17 protein-coding genes, 1 tRNA gene and 1 pseudogene are annotated in these 18,074 nt (G+C 38.9%); 11 read left to right on the top strand and 8 right to left on the bottom strand.

Going from position 1 to position 18,074, the window contains the following annotated elements:
* The first annotated feature begins 286 nt into the window (after positions 1 to 286).
* The 5 genes and pseudogenes from ACXJY6_RS06840 to ACXJY6_RS06820 all read left to right on the top strand — a co-directional run bounded on the left by ACXJY6_RS06840 (position 287) and on the right by ACXJY6_RS06820 (position 6,866).
* A complete protein-coding gene (locus tag ACXJY6_RS06840) occupies positions 287 to 823 on the top strand; it encodes an HI_1492 family protein (RefSeq protein WP_458767799.1) in 537 nt (178 codons plus the stop codon).
* Between the two features lie 430 nt (positions 824 to 1,253).
* Positions 1,254 to 2,708: a hypothetical protein gene (locus tag ACXJY6_RS06835; protein WP_458767798.1), complete on the top strand. Its 1,455-nt coding sequence runs from the start codon at positions 1,254 to 1,256 to the stop codon at positions 2,706 to 2,708.
* A gap of 65 nt (positions 2,709 to 2,773) precedes the next feature.
* Positions 2,774 to 2,863 (top strand): annotated as a pseudogene (locus tag ACXJY6_RS06830) (WYL domain-containing protein); the annotation flags it as partial.
* A gap of 176 nt (positions 2,864 to 3,039) precedes the next feature.
* A complete protein-coding gene (locus ACXJY6_RS06825) occupies positions 3,040 to 3,852 on the top strand; it encodes a glycosyltransferase family 2 protein (protein WP_458767797.1) in 813 nt (270 codons plus the stop codon).
* On the top strand, positions 3,852 to 6,866 hold the full coding sequence (locus ACXJY6_RS06820; protein ID WP_458767796.1) for a glycosyltransferase family 2 protein: 3,015 nt from the start codon (positions 3,852 to 3,854) through the stop codon (positions 6,864 to 6,866). Before ACXJY6_RS06825 ends, ACXJY6_RS06820 begins: the two co-directional genes overlap by 1 nt.
* Before the next feature lie 82 nt (positions 6,867 to 6,948).
* Here the strand turns inward: ACXJY6_RS06820 and ACXJY6_RS06815 are convergent, their stop codons facing one another.
* Positions 6,949 to 7,824: a radical SAM protein gene (locus tag ACXJY6_RS06815; protein ID WP_458767795.1), complete on the bottom strand. Its 876-nt coding sequence runs from the start codon at positions 7,822 to 7,824 to the stop codon at positions 6,949 to 6,951.
* Positions 7,825 to 8,430: 606 nt separating this feature from the next.
* On the opposite strand from ACXJY6_RS06815, the gene ACXJY6_RS06810 reads away from it, so the two are divergent.
* Complete coding sequence (locus ACXJY6_RS06810; RefSeq protein WP_458767794.1) at positions 8,431 to 8,625, top strand: hypothetical protein; 195 nt, start codon at positions 8,431 to 8,433, stop codon at positions 8,623 to 8,625.
* A gap of 96 nt (positions 8,626 to 8,721) precedes the next feature.
* Here ACXJY6_RS06810 and ACXJY6_RS06805 read toward each other — a convergent pair whose 3' ends face one another.
* Positions 8,722 to 8,964 (bottom strand): helix-turn-helix transcriptional regulator, encoded by a 243-nt coding sequence (locus ACXJY6_RS06805; RefSeq protein WP_458767793.1) that lies wholly within the window; start codon positions 8,962 to 8,964, stop codon positions 8,722 to 8,724.
* 67 nt (positions 8,965 to 9,031) lie between these two features.
* Entirely contained in the window at positions 9,032 to 9,271 is a 240-nt protein-coding gene (locus ACXJY6_RS06800; protein WP_458767792.1) for a helix-turn-helix transcriptional regulator, read from the bottom strand.
* A gap of 217 nt (positions 9,272 to 9,488) precedes the next feature.
* Here ACXJY6_RS06800 and radC point away from each other — a divergent pair, with 217 nt between their 5' ends.
* Complete coding sequence (gene radC, locus ACXJY6_RS06795; protein ID WP_458767791.1) at positions 9,489 to 9,953, top strand: RadC family protein; 465 nt, start codon at positions 9,489 to 9,491, stop codon at positions 9,951 to 9,953.
* On the top strand, positions 9,950 to 10,384 hold the full coding sequence (locus tag ACXJY6_RS06790; RefSeq protein WP_458767790.1) for a DUF2787 family protein: 435 nt from the start codon (positions 9,950 to 9,952) through the stop codon (positions 10,382 to 10,384). The genes radC and ACXJY6_RS06790 overlap by 4 nt, the downstream gene beginning before the upstream one ends.
* A 485-nt stretch (positions 10,385 to 10,869) precedes the next feature.
* On the opposite strand, the gene ACXJY6_RS06785 is transcribed toward ACXJY6_RS06790, so the two are convergent.
* The 3 genes from ACXJY6_RS06785 to ACXJY6_RS06775 all read right to left on the bottom strand — a co-directional run bounded on the left by ACXJY6_RS06785 (position 10,870) and on the right by ACXJY6_RS06775 (position 13,734).
* Entirely contained in the window at positions 10,870 to 11,169 is a 300-nt protein-coding gene (locus ACXJY6_RS06785; protein WP_458767789.1) for a hypothetical protein, read from the bottom strand.
* 145 nt (positions 11,170 to 11,314) lie between these two features.
* Complete coding sequence (locus tag ACXJY6_RS06780; RefSeq protein ID WP_458767788.1) at positions 11,315 to 11,977, bottom strand: inovirus Gp2 family protein; 663 nt, start codon at positions 11,975 to 11,977, stop codon at positions 11,315 to 11,317.
* A gap of 314 nt (positions 11,978 to 12,291) precedes the next feature.
* Positions 12,292 to 13,734, bottom strand: coding sequence for a hypothetical protein (locus ACXJY6_RS06775; protein ID WP_458767787.1), 1,443 nt, complete (start codon positions 13,732 to 13,734; stop codon positions 12,292 to 12,294).
* A gap of 135 nt (positions 13,735 to 13,869) precedes the next feature.
* Between ACXJY6_RS06775 and ACXJY6_RS06770 the strand changes: the two genes are divergently transcribed.
* The 3 genes from ACXJY6_RS06770 (at position 13,870) to ACXJY6_RS06760 (ending at position 15,948) form a co-directional block, all read left to right on the top strand.
* Entirely contained in the window at positions 13,870 to 14,439 is a 570-nt protein-coding gene (locus ACXJY6_RS06770; protein ID WP_458767786.1) for a hypothetical protein, read from the top strand.
* A gap of 484 nt (positions 14,440 to 14,923) precedes the next feature.
* Positions 14,924 to 15,379, top strand: a complete 456-nt coding sequence (locus ACXJY6_RS06765) for a helix-turn-helix domain-containing protein (RefSeq protein ID WP_458767785.1) — start codon at positions 14,924 to 14,926, stop codon at positions 15,377 to 15,379.
* Positions 15,379 to 15,948 carry a PIN domain-containing protein gene (locus ACXJY6_RS06760; RefSeq protein WP_458767784.1) on the top strand — a complete coding sequence of 190 codons (570 nt, stop codon included), beginning with the start codon at positions 15,379 to 15,381 and terminating at the stop codon, positions 15,946 to 15,948. The genes ACXJY6_RS06765 and ACXJY6_RS06760 overlap by 1 nt, the downstream gene beginning before the upstream one ends.
* Before the next feature lie 446 nt (positions 15,949 to 16,394).
* Here the strand turns inward: ACXJY6_RS06760 and ACXJY6_RS06755 are convergent, their stop codons facing one another.
* Both ACXJY6_RS06755 and ACXJY6_RS06750 read right to left on the bottom strand, forming a co-directional pair.
* A complete protein-coding gene (locus ACXJY6_RS06755; protein WP_458767783.1) occupies positions 16,395 to 17,615 on the bottom strand; it encodes a tyrosine-type recombinase/integrase in 1,221 nt (406 codons plus the stop codon).
* 328 nt (positions 17,616 to 17,943) lie between these two features.
* A tRNA-Ser gene (locus ACXJY6_RS06750) sits at positions 17,944 to 18,031 on the bottom strand.
* Positions 18,032 to 18,074 lie beyond the last annotated feature (43 nt).

Here is an 18,074-nt window from a genome sequence, read left to right as displayed (position 1 = left end):
TTCGAACATAATCTAGCGGCAGCAGCTACTCCCTCTTTTTCAACAAGATTTAGAGTTTCTGCTTTAAATTCAGGAGAATAGATAATACGTTTTTTCTTGGTTGTCATAATTCACCTCATTAGTGATTTTACTCACTTAACTCAGTGTCCAAAACTTCTGGATCGGATCATAGCTTGTTTGTTACCCAATATTTTTTGGGAAATCTGCGTTGATTTCATATGAAAGTACTACACTATCATAAAGTTACATTCTTTTATCACGTAAGAATATAAATGGACAAAAAATCATGAATCTCAAAAAGTATGCATTACAATCCTTAATTTTAGGTATCACGTTTTTACCTCAAATAGCATTTGCTATTGATGGTTATAAAAGCTTGAAATTTGGTATGTCTAAACAACAAGTTATTGCGAGTGATATATGTACGTTACAAAAATTGGAGTCGGGTCAAGTTGGCGTTGAATATTATGGTTGTTCAAATTTTAATTTTGGCGGTAAGAGCGTAGAAGCAGGTGTCTTTTTTATCAATAATGAATTATTGCGGGTTGGTATTGTACCTTCAGTAGATATTGTCGAGGGGGTAGTTGCTTCTCTATCAGATAAATATGGTCCTCCATCTTCTATTTCAACTGAAGAAGAATTTGAAGCAGTAGATACACTACCAAACCGACAGGCATTTTTAGGTTTTGATAGAGATACCATTTATCTCATCCTAGAGTCAGATGAAAACTACACCCAAAGTGCGCTTTTGGTCTACACATCACCAAAGTACGATGTCTTGCTGTTAGAAAATCAAAAAAATGCTATTAACGAGGATTTATAATCCTTTGCCAAACATCTAAGTACCAAAAGATGCTTAGAATTTATCGACGACTAAACTAAAGCAGTGCCACTATCATTGGCTACTGCCAAAGTTTCGAACTGCCTTCTCATCCGTACAGAATAATAGCGCTACTTTTTATAAATACAGTTAAATGACATGCATACAGCATCGCTTTAAATATCCGAACCTTTCACCATCGTCTAATTTAATTTTAGAGTATTCCTTCAACTCTACAAATCTAAACAGATACCATTAAATAGCCTCGCGATCCAGATTGGCGATAAGCGTGGCATATGCCTACACTTGATTAAGTCAGTAGAGTATTTACTCGAAATCAATAAACCTCGAATGGAAAATATTTCAGATACATATAACAAGGATGAGTCAGTAAATTAATCCAACACTTTATTTTAATTAGAAGGAAAATATTTTGGCTACATTCAATACTAAAAATTCCATAGTAGCTTTAACACTAACATTCGCGCTGGTTGGCTGTGGCGGTGGCAGTAGTTCTAGTTCATCAGTTGATTCAACTGGTGGTGACATTACTTTAACCGGTAAAGCGATTGACGGGTATCTAGAAGGCGCAACCGTCTTTTTAGATATTAACTATAATGGCGAACTGGATAGCGGTGAGCCATCCGCAATAACTGGTGAGAATGGTGACTACACTCTATCGAATTCTTCAATCGTGGATGTGTGCTATCAATACTCTCCACTGGTTGTAGATGTTCCTGTCGGAGCCGTTGATAGCGATCTAGGAGTGGTGACTGAGGCTTACCAATTGACGACCCCTCCCGCCATAACTTCATTCAATGATGAGGATATCCTAAACATTACCCCTCTAACTACATTAGTGTGGGATACTGTTGAAGATGCACTAGATGAGTTAGACGATGATATGTCGTGTCAACGCATGATTGAAGAATCAGACCTTCGCTCTACAATCTCTAGTAGTATTGAAGACCAAGTTAACATTCTAGCTGATCACTACAATATCTCTGGTGACGACATCTTTGCCGACTTCATCGCAGAAGGTAATTCTGACCTGCATGATGAAGCAATGGAAATCGTGGATGGATTAAAGATTGCATTTGAAGAACAAACTACCCTTCAAGCTCTCTATCCTGACTCAATCGTTCGAATTACTTACCTGAAAGGTACTGATGAAAACGGTGAGCTAAACGATACTTGGGTTAAACGCGAAGCTATCTATAGCGGGGATGAGTCAACCGCTACAGAATGGTATCTAACAGATGATCTAGAAATAGACTTCCTTCACTACGATTCAACGAACACAGTCACTTATCAAAATGATTTGGAATACACCAAGGACATTAAGATTGAGTGGAACGAGTTCTATAGTAAATATCTATGTATTGTTACTGAAGAGATCATGACCGATGAAGACGTATCGTCCGGCGTTAGCAATACAGCTTACTTCGATGGTGATAGCTATGACGATTGTGAAGCTGGTGATCTCACGTCAAACTTAACATCGCAATCTATCGTGCGTCGTACTGTTAGTGGCACCAATGATTCAGAATCTGTAACCAATACTTGGCAATACGATTCTGATGATGCAAACCCAATCGATCTATCTGCATGGATTGACGTAGAAGACAGTCTAGATTCACTAGATGGTGATGCTCTAGTAGTTGATTTAGCAGCGTATAGTACTGACTTCTACAATGAAGACGACAACGGCGCTGGTTACTGGATTCGGGATTGGTCAACTGACGAGTTTATATTCTGGCATAATTATTACAGTTACTGGTCTAAGAAAACGTATAACGACGATGGTACCTACGTTCTAGAATGTGGTACTTCTGGTGAGTCTAGTATGGTAGTTATGGATAGCAGTTACTCAAGCTGTCCTTTCTAAGAAAATTTAATTTATGGAGGAGCTTCGGCTCCTCCTCTATTCCCTTTTCTTATTTGTTTTTTTGCATCGGGTTTGATGAGCTCGATATGGGGTTTGAGAATACAACACCTATTCGTCCAGAAATTCGAAATATATCTCCTGAATTATTGTTCCCTTGAATTAACGGCAAGATGATTAACGTTTCTCGAACCTTCGTCTATACGTTAGAATTAGCACAATCATTTTAGGCTAATAAAAAGACCCTAATATTGAAAAAAACAATAATATTTATTTAATTTTAGTTAGTTAAATGACATAATTTTTCTTATTGAAAACAATATACTAACTAATCATGAATCAAGTTATTGTCCTCATCGCAACCACTCCTAGGCTTTCTTTACTATCAAGATACGCTCTACCTTCAATCATTAATCAAACGTTTCTACCTACAGCCGTAGTCATAGTTAGTGATACTAGGCAATTAAGTTGTGATGAACAATTGCGATTACAGTTCGAACTTAAAGATATTCCAGTCAAGACTCTGACCAACGCTCGTTGTGCCGGGGCAGCAGGGAGTTGGAATACAGGTATCGATTATATCGCTGATCGCTACCCCAATAGTTACATAGCCATTATTGACGATGACGATTATTGGTCCCCACAACATTTAGCTTCATGTGTGGCTAACAGTGATAATGGCAAAGCCAACGTTGTGCTTTCGGGAATCAACATAAAAATTGGTAAAAACCTTGTAGCATGTAACATCCCCAGCTCTATTTCTAAAAACGATTTCTTAGTCGGCAACCCAGGCTGGCAAGGGTCGAATACTTTTGTCAAAACCGAACTGGCTAAATACATCGGTGGATTCACTGATGGCTTGATAAGCTGCAATGATCGAGATTTTGCGATTAAGGTACTAGATTCAGGAAAAGCAGCGATCTCTTATACCAAGCTTGCTTCAGTAGATTGGAATTGCAATCAATCACCCGATGCTCTTTCTGCTCCAAAATCACAACAAAAGCTTAAAGGGTGTGCTCAATTTCTTCGATTACATGGAGACAAAATGTCAGAGCCAGAAATGGATTCTTATTATCAACGAATCCAAGATTTTTTCTCAATCCCCAGAAAAGATGTGCTAGAAGAACTAAAGAACGGAAATAACTAATGACTAACTTTAAAACAACGGCGCCGACAAGGTATCGCGAAATACTCTGTAGCCGAAATTTACAGCTGAAGAAACGCTCAGCAGAACAGTTTGAATATGCGGAAGTCGTCATAGCAATTAGTCATAAGAATCAAACCCATCACTTAACTAGAGCCTTGAAAAGTGCGTTTAACCAAACACTGGTAAAAAAACGAATAGCTCGAATAGTCGTATTAGATGATAGTTCAGATACAAGTTGGGAACGAGAAACATTATCTCTGCTCAACCACCCCTCTGTTACGCTTCTGTTTGCCGAATGTGGCTCCCCAGCAAGGGCTCGTAACCTCTTATTGGATTGGGCTGATGAACAGCCACATATTCAATGGATTTCACGACTAGATGCTGATGATGAGCTTTTTACTGATATTAGTTTAGAAGGGTTATGGAAATCCGTTCATGGGTCGGATAAAAAAGCGGCTATTGGTAGTAATAAATTACGTAAGAATGGAGAGCTACTACCTTTTGATAATATTGCGAACCCAGATGAACTAACTGACCACGTGTCACTAGCTCAATTTATTAATAATTTTTCGAATGGTTATCAACAGAGAGAGCTTCCATCGTGCAACTTGCTACTTAGAACAAACCTCGGACTAAGATATCCGAATATTAGAAGTGCAGAAGACCATTGGCTATTAACTATATTGTTGACGCTTTACCCAGCCGATACTGCGATTACCCCTTTCCCCGTCTACTCAATCTACGCTCTAGATGGAATGGATACAAAGCTAAATAAAGACAATGACTCTTGGCAAAATCAAAGAGCACGCTTGGCTCATGTAGCAAGTAAATGGAGTGCGATTCATACCGCTGGCAAACAACTTCTTGGTGTTGGTATGGAAGGTACCGTATGGTTCGAGCATGATAAAGTTATTAAAGAGTTTTACCCATGGGCAATTACAGACACTGACGTAGAAAAACTAACTTCCCTTCTAGCAAATAAAAACGTCCCTATTCCTAACGCAACATGGGTTAAACAAGGTTCCTTATGGCAGTGTCAAACCGCTTATTTAAATAACTCGAACCCAAGAAAAAAAATACCCAAGCAATCAGTAATCGAATATCTGACTAACCTATATCGCGCTGGAATATCCACACTCAATATAAAACGAGACAACCTAACCCTTTCTGCTAGCGGGAAGTTAAGCTACATCGACATTGGTCGTGACATACAACCTTTAACAACATCATTCTTTCGTGATATGAGTGCACGCCTTTATTCTATTGGCATTCTAGGTAATCACGATGAAGAATTAGTTCGAAGAAAGAGTTGGCGCCGCCAAGATGACGCTTTGAAAGATTTACCTGGCTTTGAAGAATTCTATCGCGAACTGATTCACTTACTCCATCCAGAATGCATTAAACCAATTAAACTCACTTCCACAACGCCATATAAAAATGACACTGTCACCCTATTAATTAAAGCTTGTGGGCAAGATGCAAACATTTTAACCGAGCAAGTAACTCATATAGTTACTCAATTGAGCTTTCCATCGACATTTTTGGAAAGAGTACTTTTAATAGATCCACATGATGGGGAATTTTTACGACAATACGCGAACTCCAATCTACAATCAGTAATTGAACAAGCTCAACAACTTAGAAAAAACGGGATTATCGACTCCATACTTATCGCACCGTTAGACAAAAAAGAAGTAATCGCAACTTATTACAAATGGTTTAATCAAACAGCTTGCCTAGATTCTCATACCTCTGATAATGCTCCTCTTTTCCCTCAAATTTGGGGGTTCGATCAAATCTCGACACCTTATGTGCTTCAATGTGATTTAGATGTACTTGTGGGACGTCGTGATTGGGGACATGACTTTATTTCAGACATGATTAGTGCAAGTGCTCAAGAGGAGATCTTAGCTGTTGGTTTTAACATTCCTAAAAGTAGCTCTCAGTTTACCCCATATCATGGTGATCCCGGTGAATTTGCACCTGAAGTACGATTTGGCCTTCTAAATCTCACTCGCATCAAAGACCAGCTACCAATAAATAATCCGCTATTGAATAATAAATTTTCTTTAACCTGGCATCGTGCTTTACAAGCAGCAATGAAACACCGAGGGCTACGTGCTGTACGAGGCGGTGACCCACGTAGTTATTATATCCACCCTCGTAATGAGCATAAACAACGAAAAGAGTTACCTGTTGCAAGAGATATCATTGCTCAAGGAATCGAACCTATTGAACAACTAGATAACTTTGATTGGGTACCAGGTAAGCACTGGAAGTATGAACAAAGAAATGAAAAATTAGTATTTATCCTAAAAGGTAGACTCACCGAATATACCTTGCTTGAACGATGCTTGAATTCACTAAGGATGCAAACTAATCAAAATTTTGGGATAGTATTAGTTGATGATGCTAGTGGTGCAGAACACAACTGGCTTTACCCCAAATTACTCTCCAATCTGCAAAACAAGACCACACTGATAAGAAATAGTGTCCACTTGGGCCGTATGCCAAACTTCCTGTTTGCTATCAATAAAATCTGCCAAGACCCTCAAACTTTAATTGCCATATTAGACCAAGATGATTGCTTAATGCAGGAGAACGTCGTTGAATCACTATTACATGCAAAGCGGAAAGGTGCTGATTTAATACAAATGCCAATGTACCGCCCAAATAAACCAGTTAATCTTTATATCTCAGATTATGACAATCCAAGAAAGCAAGCTGGAAGCAACGTTTGGAGTCATCTGAGGGTGTTTACTAAAGAGCTCTTTGAATTGATTCCAATCACCTATTTCAAACGGCAAGAAAGCTCTGAATGGTTTGATACTGTTACCGACTATTTAACGATGTTACCTATGGCTGAACTAGCAAAAAAACCAATGTATCTGGATGAAGGGTATACATATTGGCATTTCCGCAAATATATTGGTCAAAAAGAACGAAAACGTGAGGATGAGCTAATCGAAGAATTATTAACGATGCCATCGCTTTCTGAACAAGTAGCGAATTAAAGAGATGTTTAGCTTTAATCTTACCTCAACTCTGTTGTCAACTGAGGTAAGAACTCACAACTTATTATCAGACATTCACAGTTCAATCTGATTTCCAATCCGCATAAATCTTTTCCCATGAAACCGAAGTGCGCTGTTCGAATATTTGGGAACGTAATTTAGGTGGTACATAATGACCATCTCTAAACCTTCCACATAATCCACATGCTTTTTTCATAAGGTCACGCATTTCATCGCCTTGTTCAGGTAACCGTTTACGGCCTCCTTCTTTGTTTAAGACTCGATCAATACCACCAGCTACCGCACAAGGGTAATAACCTTGTGGTGTAAGCCCTACACCACACGTGTTCGCGATATCACAACCATTTGAAAAATCGGTATATCGATGATACCAACTATCAATAGGAGCCAAATTAAAAGGACCGAATTCAGGCTGAATGGAGTCTGTTTTAGATGAGTTTTCAATATATAGCCATTTTGGCAACTCTGAAATAACTTGATTAACACGACGTCCATATCCGTTCGTTACTAGCTGTATCGATAGGTCCGTGTTTGCCTTTTTAAGGCGATATAGTTGATCAAGGATTTCTGGTAACTGTGGATGTAATGTAGGCTCTCCACCGAGAATCCGGATTTTAGTCCAACTTCTATTTTGCTTTAAGCTATCATCAACGAATGCGATTATTTCGGCAAGTTGGATGTGCTTCTTTGATGGGGCTTGTGCTGAAGAGCGATTACAGTTATTGCACTTTAAGTTACACTGGTATGTGATATCAATTTCAATCAAATCATTCGCAACTTGGTATTGAAATCCCAATACTCTAGTGACTATTTTTTGCACACGAAGCCATCGCCACATAGCTTTGGCATGAAACCAAAGCTTAGCTAAATGAAAACAGTTTTTAGGAAAGTCGTGTGAGTACTTAAATGGATCGCCCTGCTTTTGATACTTCTTCATAATCTCTATATTTCAGTAATAAATCATTCTTCAACTAGAACACTGATGAATGTCAGCACAACGAAAGTCAAAGCCCTACTAACACAAGTTATAGTCGAACATTACATAGCCTTCGAATTTAAAGAGCTCTGGCTAAAACTAACAACATGTATAACCCAATGAAATAATAACATAATTTCACTTGTTTAATTGAAGAATGAAACATTTTAAGCAACTAGCTTCTTATTTATTGCAATTCACAATATCAGCTCCACCAAGGACCATCAATCAAGTACAATCGATTAGAAATTCGAGTTATCGTGGTATACAACCATCTAAGATAGCTTTTTGAAAAGCAGTTAGAGCCGGAACTAAACTATACAAACACATTTTCCCATTTACTGCTTTACTGCCTTGTGCTTTATGACAAGTAATCGCGTAACCAAATTTGACACGGATAGCGTGAAAGTATAGGTCTCGGCTGAGTTCTTGATTAAATTGCGGACCGTTGCGTTTCAAATATTTATTACGCCGACAAAAGTCGATAAACAATACCTTCTCTTGTTCAAATGACAAACGTGACTTGTCTGAATAAAGTAGGCATTCTAATATTTTTACGAACCTTCGTTGTCGTTTTCCGGCAACATTGTTGAATACAAATTCCACATCGCAACAACGCAGGGCTACATCAATGTAATGACCATCACCGATACACTTCGAGTTTCCGAAGGTCCTGGGCGACCACACACTTCATTAAATTCACCTCTATTAGGCGCAATCGCCCCGGGTATATTGGCCATAGACCGATATACGACGAATTAGTGTTTTCGAGTAGTGAATAATGGTGTATTGTGAGATGAATGTAGTTAGTTGATGTGATTGAGTAATTCGATTGCTATTCACTCAAAGGGCTGCTATTCAGTTGAAAACCTGATGTATTAACCGTTGAGATGAAATTGAATCAAGAGTCTGTTCGACGTTTCGACATGGATTACGTTTATATGCCTTTATCCATAAATCTATCTCTCCTTCAATCCAGACTACGGCTCTGGGACCTATTTTGATGTTCCGGGGAAAACTACCCTGGTATATGTACTTATACACTGTCGTTCTGCTAAGTCCCGTCAACTTAAGTACTTCTGTCAATCGGATGAACCTCATCGTCACCTCCATCTTAACCTAATGTTCGATCGTATTTAACTCATGCTCGTACCCTCAAGATAGAGCTCTACTCCCAGTCAATAAGCCTAAGCTTAGTGGCGTTGTTTTCCTGATTAACTGACCTGTCTCTATCGGCTACTAAAGCAGCCATCCAATCGTGTATATCGCTCTCTTTCCATACAACAGTACCTCCACCAAGAGTTATTCTTTGCGGAAAGATACCGTCTTTCATGTATCGATAAATCGTCGGTCTCGATAAGCTTGTCAGATACATGACTTCATTAAATCTGATTAATCGTTTGCTCATTGAACGGTCCTCCTGTCATATCGCTCACATATAACGGCGTCCCGTATTTTTTGAATTAAACAAGCCAACAATACATAAAGAAATCATTATCAGTAGACCAGATATGCCAACGTCGACACTCCCACTTAAGCCATGACGTGATCAGATGGGCATTCGATACAAAATATTTTCAGATATACATCATCACAGTGCATGACAATCTATAGAGGACATTAATATGCACAATGATTACAAATCAGCACTACCTGAATGTGCCATGCTCATCCTAGAGAAAGCGGCTGATATATTGGCAAACAAATATTTACGTGGAGATACATACAGCAACCCGCAAGCCGTAAAGGATTTTCTAACGTATAAAATTGGTGGACACGAACGTGAAGTGTTCGCTGTGATGCTTCTCGATAATCAAAATAGGCTCATTGATATACAAGAGTTGTTCTACGGCACAATAGATTCGGCCAGTGTGTACCCGAGGGAAGTCGTCAAGCTCGCCCTTGAACGAAATGCAGCGGCGGTGATCTTTGCGCATAACCATCCGTCTGGCGTATCCGAGCCATCTCAAAGCGATAGACGAATTACCGAACGTTTAACTCAAGCTTTATCGCTGGTGGATATTAGAGTATTAGATCACTTAATAATTGGTGAAACGTGCGTGTCATTTGCAGAGAGAGGAATGCTATGAACCATTATCCCGTATTGAAGTACGAGACTCGACCGAGTGCAGATCTACTCAACTGTCTGATTCAATTGACCAGTAAGCTGGATATCCCTATTCATACTCAATGTATCTCCATTAGCTTTCGCCATCGTGACTATTACCAAACAAAACATGAAGCGCGACCAATGGAAATCCAAATGGAAAAAATCACTGACCGATGGGAAATTATCGACATCGCAAGCCTTGCGTATCCTGACGAGAATGCAAGACAAGCCGAAATCGAGCTTTACTTTAACTTCAGGCATAGCTGGTTTTATCAACCAGATATTGGGATGTGTGAACTCCACCACCCAAAGGTTGCGGAGCTATATCGTGTTTGGGAACCAGTCTTACTTAACCAGATCCAAAATAGGAGTTTTAATCAAATAAGCGTAGCTATTGTCAATAAGTGGTAATGATAGTCTAAACTGCTTAAAGCCCCAGCCTACCAGGACATCAGAGTACTCTGGTAGGCTTTTGTTTAGTTCCTTACACTTACCTTCCCACCTCACACTTTAGCCTTCTGGCGATCCATACAAGGCCAATCAGGGTAACGTTTATAACCAGTTAATTTAATTAAAACAATTCAAATTTCTTTTGGATATATATTATTTAATAAAAGGGGGTTTAACAGTTAAATTATATTCACATACACTCGATTAGAACACTGCAATGCTATTAAATAACCAAAATCGATTGATTGAGGTTAAGAACATCTTTTACAGTACGATATACAGCTGAACCGTCTATCCTAGTTGAGTTTCTGAGCCTTCTACTGGCGACAAACAAAAGTTCTGCAAATATATATTATTACTAAAATTCCTTAAACAGGCCTGAGACATTGCTTCTATACTAAGTTTCAGGTGCAACTAGCACCTGATTACTTCTTCTAATTTTTTTGTTATTCAAATTCGAACTGTGGTTCTCCCATAACTTCAACTCCATTCGGACTCGATATTAACTCAACATCTCTATCTTGATTCGTTTCAAAGCCAATAGCTCTAAAGGTGACTTTCCAAATAAATGGGCCATGTTCCGAATCTGCTACACACGTGATCTCCTCAACTCGGTCATCAGGCTCTTGATAACCAGAAGACGATTCGGTCCAGGCGTCCCTCGACTCAATCCGAGGAACCCCCGTCACAAAGTCCTCTCCATCTTTAATATACTCAATTTCACGTGGCATTAATTTACAGTTCATAATGGAGATCCCTTTATTTAAAAAGAAATACTCTATAATGAGGCAGTCGCTTCGAACAGGGGCCACTAATCAATTGCGGATCTCAATCACTATATTTTCAAAACAAGTCACTGATAATCTTAAATCGTAGACAACTACCTGCGTACTATGTACGACTACACATGAAATTCTTACTTCTATCACCATATTGCTTCGTTTCAAATTTAGCCAGATAGCTTAAACGGCAGAATACATCGTTGCATTCCGTGGTGTAATCTTCAGTGTTACGATTCAAATAATGTACAGGGCTGCCACGAGTGAAATGCACGAAATGTATCACCTCTTCGGCATCTCGATAACCCAAGGCACTAGCCCAAGCTTTATAAATCTTACTTACAAGATTACTACCGGTAAATGTTCGGTAATCGCCTATACAAAAGTACGCATCTTTGTTTAAAAATAAAGCAACATGATAATGTGGTTGATTGGCTGTCGCTGTTTCCTTCGCCCACACATATCTCACCGTACAATTTTGATAACGTCCTATTTTGGTTGAGAGATCATATCTAACTTGAGCTTTACATGACTCAATAAATTTGGTTATCACGTCGGTGCCATACTCATAAGGATAATCAGGGCAATTCACTCTGTAGGGTAGATGCAAATCAAACCTAACCACCATTGTTCTTGGGTGCTCTGCTAACGCTCTGTTCATTAGGTTATAAATGGATTCTAAATACTGCTCATTTAGGTGATACTTCGGTAATACTTCCAATCCTTTATATGTTGGTCCAGAAGTAGATGTGTGGTTGATGGGTAGGTAGTTCATGGTACTCTCCAATGGGTGGGTTCATAGAAGAGTTATTGGCAGTATTTTTTAACTTATTATGATAGTGAAGATTCAGTTATCACTTTATACATTAGGTATAAAGTGACTAAATAATGGAAAGAGTATGTGCATATTGCATATATTACCCAACCGCAGCCCAATTTAACAAAAATAAACACTGTACTTAGATAACCTTTCCGAGCAACAAAGCCATACTTGTAAATCACTATTTGTAATAACTCTGATAAAAAGTTTTCAGATGTAACCAAATTAAGCACTAATACCTAAATAGAAGACTTGCGGTAATTATTCATTTAACTCGAATTTAGATTGTCAACTAGGCTTTGAATGTCGATAGGTTTTTTATCATTAACATGAGTCTTCTGAACGAGAAACTCATCGACATATAGAGACGAAATCGAATTTTTTGGGGACATAATTTTTATCCAGCGTACTACATTCAAATCAATGTATTCCGGGGGCTTATAGAAAAACCAGCTGGCAGAACTAGTACTTTTTTGTTTTAACGTGATAACTGAACTGAGTGCATAATCAGTATCATTGTTTGAATCACAAAATGATATGCTAATTTTAAAGATTGGATATTCGATGGGAGTCAAAAAATAAGTAACCCCTTCACCACTAGGAGCATTAACAGCATCTAGTACTATCCTAAGTGCTAACGCCCGTTTCAATGCCATACTCGCAACGAACTTCAACACCCAAAGATATGAAGTGAGCACCTCTCGGTCTATGATATCTTTTCCTGAGTCATTAACATTTAGTTTAAGTAACTCTTCTATGCTTGAATCGATAATATTGAGATCTAGGGCTGCTTCAGATAACAAGCCTTCAACGTCTTTATTATTTTCACACAAATGTGGAAATACCTTCAATAGGGGCAACTGCTCAAACACCCATTGATGAACAGAATGCTTTTTGTCCTTAATACAACTAGCATTGAAACAAAGTAGCTTTGATACAATTTTATCCATATGTTCACATAGATATGGCTTTGAGTTTAGTGAAACTAGTGCTTTCCATTGCTTTTGGCTACTGACATCCAAGTCGCTAAGCTTGAGCAAGTGCAACTGTAAATCACCAATTACGATATTATTTATGAGTGAACTTTCACAATTAAACAGAATATCAATATGTGGGCTCGGATTGCTACTAAATAAGTTTCGGTCTATAGCATAACTGCTACTCACTTTCCCTAATATTTTATTATCAGTGAACCCTGGCCGATAAAAACTAATGATGTCCGCATTCTTAAGTTTTGATATTTGGTTTCTATACCTACTTTTAGTGAAAGTTGATCCCATCGATTTTCTAATTGATGAATACGATAGTTCTCGTACCATACCGGATGTCTCGGCGTGCGCTGCAAGAATGAGTAAAAACATTTTTTGACTCACTCGAAGCCCGCTAATTTTTGGTGATACATTCCACTCTTTTAGCGTTATCGTTTTTTGCATATGTGAATAAAGGGTCTCACAGCCAATATCAGGTAAAAGTGAAATGCCATCAAAATTTAATCGATATTCATAAGATTTACCTTTGCCTAGTCTTCCTTTAACCAATATTTCAAGTCGATCATTTTCCTCCATGTAATCCAATGCGGAGCGCAACGCTCTTAATGGAATCGCGTATCGTTGGGCCAATACTTTAAGGGAGCAATTAAATACGAACTCCCTATCCTCTCTCAGTAAAAGTAAACAATATCGAGCTTCTGCAGACAGTTTAGATTCAGTCATATTCCCGGCCCCTACGATACGATTAATTTTTCATGATAGCCTATATTTATGATACAACAAAGATTGTCAATTGACAGTGTCATTTTGAAAACTTAATATTAATTGAAATCCAGTTCGATTTAAATAGGCCTTGAAATGAGCGATATTAGAAAGAAAAGACAACCTGCCAATATTTCTTGGTTAAGACCCAATAATGAGCAACAACTTAAATGGGCAGCAAATTATTTACGTAAAAAAAACTACATACCGAATACCCCGATGTTAGGGAGCTGGTTTGCACACCCCACTCGTTATGTAACGGAATTTATCAACACCATCAAAAAAAAAGAAAAGGTATTCAGTAACGTTGAAAACGAAATCGTTCTCAAGAAAATGTTTAATGCATGGGAGAAACATTGTGAAAGGAGCAATAAAAAGAAATCTACAAGCTATATATCTGAAATGGTGTCGTTAAGCCATAAAATGAACTTTGATAGTTTTAGGTACCGTGAGAGATTGACGGTAAAGCAAGCTCTGGAATTCTTAATCGATTTAAACATTGAGCATCAAAAAATCATATCTATTCGTTGTGAACAAGATGAAATCAATAATAGATTATGCGCCGAACTAGATGCTAAAAGTCGAGAAATTAAAGAGCTACAGGAGCAGATTAAAAATCTCAAAAAAGAACAACAAGAAAATAACATTAATGTTATAAATCACTAAAGATGTAACACCCTCATAATGGTTAATATCTAAGATATTGTAGGTGAACTGAAAGAAAGTATAGTTCTTTTAGAAGCAGTGCTTCCTATGCTGATAGGGTTCGAATCGGGGCGATGTTGGCAAACTCACCGCTGCCCCATTCCTGCTTGTGCGATTACTCAACAGCAAGCTACGCTGCTGAGTTTGCAATACATGAAGTTATGGCGGACACCAGAACGGCATTGCTCATGAACTCCCAGTTTCGTTCATGAGCAGCTTTCTTAACCAGAATTAATCACCTGCATGCTTATGCAATCTCGACGGAAGGCAGATCTAGCAACTGGACATAAATTTTTAGGTCGAGCTTATATAGTGAAATGTGAGCCCCCTTCACAGTAGTCTTCTATTTGTTTCGAATATTTCGAATATTGACCTTTTCGAATATTTCGGATAATGTAGTGGTATACAGATTTGCATAGTCTGAAATCAGAAACTAGAGAGAAATATGATGAATACTGCTACAAAATTGCCAAGCGCTGAAGAAATTGCACTGGCTAAGCTTGGTAGTCAAGAGTTGTCAGCCGTTATGGAAACCAATGGTGAAGCTCAAAAGATTAATGTTGTTGATAAGTCTGGTAAGACTCACGAAGTCACTATTCCATCAAGTGCATTAAACATGATGATCGAGGTGCTTACTCAATTGGGTCAAGGTAACTCTGTTAGTATTACACCTATTCATGCGGAACTCACAACGCAAGAAGGTGCTGAAATGCTAAATATGTCTCGCCCTACATTTATTAAACTTCTCGATTCTAAAGAGATTCCGTATAGTCGCACTGGTAACCGCAGGAAGGTGGCCTATGCCGATCTTGTGGAATACAAAAAACGTTTAGAAGAGAACAGACTAGCTGCTCTTGCTGAACTATCCGCATTAGACCAAGAAATGGATATGGGATATTAATGACATCATATACGGTAGTTTTAGACGCATGTGTTATGTATCCTGCTCCGCTTCGTAGTTACCTAATGTATTTATCCAACACTGGGTTATTCAGAGCGCGATGGACAGAGCAAATACATGATGAATGGATTAGAAATCTCCTCAAAAACAACCCTGATGCAGATCCTGTGCGGCTAGAAAGAACCAAGCAGTTAATGAACGCTCATGTACCTGACTGCTTGGTTGAAGGTTATGAGCCATTGATTGACGGGTTAACCTTACCAGACGTAGATGATAGACACGTTGTTGCTGCTGCTATTAAAGGGCAAGCGGAGTCTATCATCACCTTCAATCTAAAAGATTTCCCTTTAAAGGAGCTTGATCCTATAGGTTTATCTGCAATACATCCAGACGAGTTCTTATGTGACATGTTTGAGCTAGATAGCAGCGCGTGCGTTAAGGCTGCCCAGCAACAAAGAAGCTCGTTGAAAAGGCCATCCATGAGTCAGGATGAGTTTTTAGCTTGCTTGCAAAAGCAGAGACTTCCAAGTTTCGTCTCAAAGTTAAAGAGCTTTAAGTTGATGCTTTAATAGAAATAGTTTATGAGCAAGACCGCCAGCGTGTTTTTTTTTGTTCAATAAGTTCAGAATCGCTTGGTGATCACACAAGGTGGAGAGAGGCTAAGATCCGCTTTGGAGAAAAGTGCTTCAGGTTTTATCCATTCCTTCCATCTCGCGACCTCCTATCAGCGGTGCCTGATTGCGTTTTGGGATACCAAAAGTTATCCGTATCTGGCTAATGTTGTCCTTTACTTCTCGCCAGCCTGCCTATGAGTTACGGTGTAGCGATTTCAGTGGCATAATCTGCCACTGAGGAATCGAGGATCTATAGCTTGTCTTTGACATTACAACTAGATGGATGAGATTGGGCTTTTCTAATCGGACTTAGCTAGAAGTTGGTTAAACCTGAAAAATATCAACGATAATCTAATTTTTACCCACTTAGCGATAAAGTAAAATTATACTTCCAATACAATTCACATATGGCCTATAACGGATAACGAACCAACTGCGGCTTGATTGATATAATCACTCCACCACTCCATCATTTCACGTCTCCGCTCAAGATAATCTGTGCGATTGTATGCTGCACGAATAGCATTACGATCTTGGTGTGCTAACGCAGCTTCAATAATATCTGGGGCAAACCCCTTCTCGTTTAGCGTAGTGCTGGCTAAGGAACGCATACCGTGAGCGGTGGTACGAGATTTAAAACCAATACGTCCGAGAGCCTTGTTGATCGTCTCGGCATCTATAGAGCGCTTAGGAAAGCGCATAGAGGGAAATATGTGAACCCTGTTTTCGCTAACTAGGCGGATACGTTCCAATATGCCGACTGTTTGTGGCGTCAAAGGGATACGGTGTTCTCTTTTCATCTTCATTCTACTTTCCGGGATAATCCATAGCTTATTCTCCCAGTCAATTTCATCCCAACGAGCACCAGCTGCTTCACTTGGCCTAGTCATTGTGTGTAACTGCCATTCAATCAAACATTTTGTAGCCAATTGCATGTTCGCAGTCGCAACGGTTTGAAGCAGCTCTGTTATCTCATGAGGCTTCAGAGCAGCCATATGCTTTACTTCTGGAGATTCAAAAGTCCTACCTAAACCACTCAAAACGTTATGCTGTAAAAGACCACTATTAATGGCATAGTTCATAACTTCGTTAATAAGTTGAATGATGCGCTTAACCGATTCCAACTTACCAAGTTTAGCAAGGGGGCGTAACGCATCCTGAACAACCATAGGGGTCAATTTCGTTACGGGAACATCGCCAAATTTAGGAAATGCATACATCTCGAGCTTTCTCCAGTTATCATGGATCGTTTTGGGCTTAAGTTTATTTTTCGTTTGAATCCAACCCGTAGCAACAACCATAAATGTATTTGATAACTCTTCATTTCGTTTAGCTTTTTCATCAAGGCGATTTTGCTTAGGATCGATACCTTCATTTAAAAGCACTCTCATGTCATGTGCTTTATCGCGAGCACTCTTCAATGTAAGCACATCTAAGCTTCCTAACCCTAACATTGTGGTTTTACCCGTAGTTCTATTCTTGTAGCGAAACTCCCAGTATTTGAGTTTGTTTGGCTTCACTTGTAAGTAAAGTCCACCACCGTCGTTGAGACGATATGGCTTCTCTCTACCTTGCGATTCTTTAACCTCTTTGGCCGTTAGTTTGTTCAATAAATGTGACATATCTTCCCCTAGTGTAGGACTATCCATCAAGTTCAAAAACATGCAAATTTCTCGTCCTACACTTTCATGTTTAACTGCATGTTTTTATTAAATTAATCGAATTAAGTAAGGAGAGAATACTGTAGTTTTGAACTGATATACTCCTGGCAGTTCAAGCTGATAAAGTGTATATCTCCCAATCCGGATTTGATTAAATCATACACTCTGTCATACACCAAATTGGCGGATGTTATGAGACAAGATGAGATAGAATGAGACAGTAAGTCATTGATTTTACTTATATTGAGGCATAAAAAAAGACGTCCTAAGACGTCTTGATTCAAGAATGTGGCGGTGAGCAAGAGATTCGAACTCTCGATACGTTGCCGTATACACACTTTCCAGGCGTGCGCCTTCAGCCACTCGGCCAACTCACCGTATTGTTAGCGCGATAGGCTAACGAGGCGTCAATGTAATGAT

It is taken from the genome of Vibrio phycocola (assembly GCF_054404255.1).
Note: the sequence above shows the minus strand (reverse complement) of the source record. Positions and strands in the feature narration are given on the sequence as shown.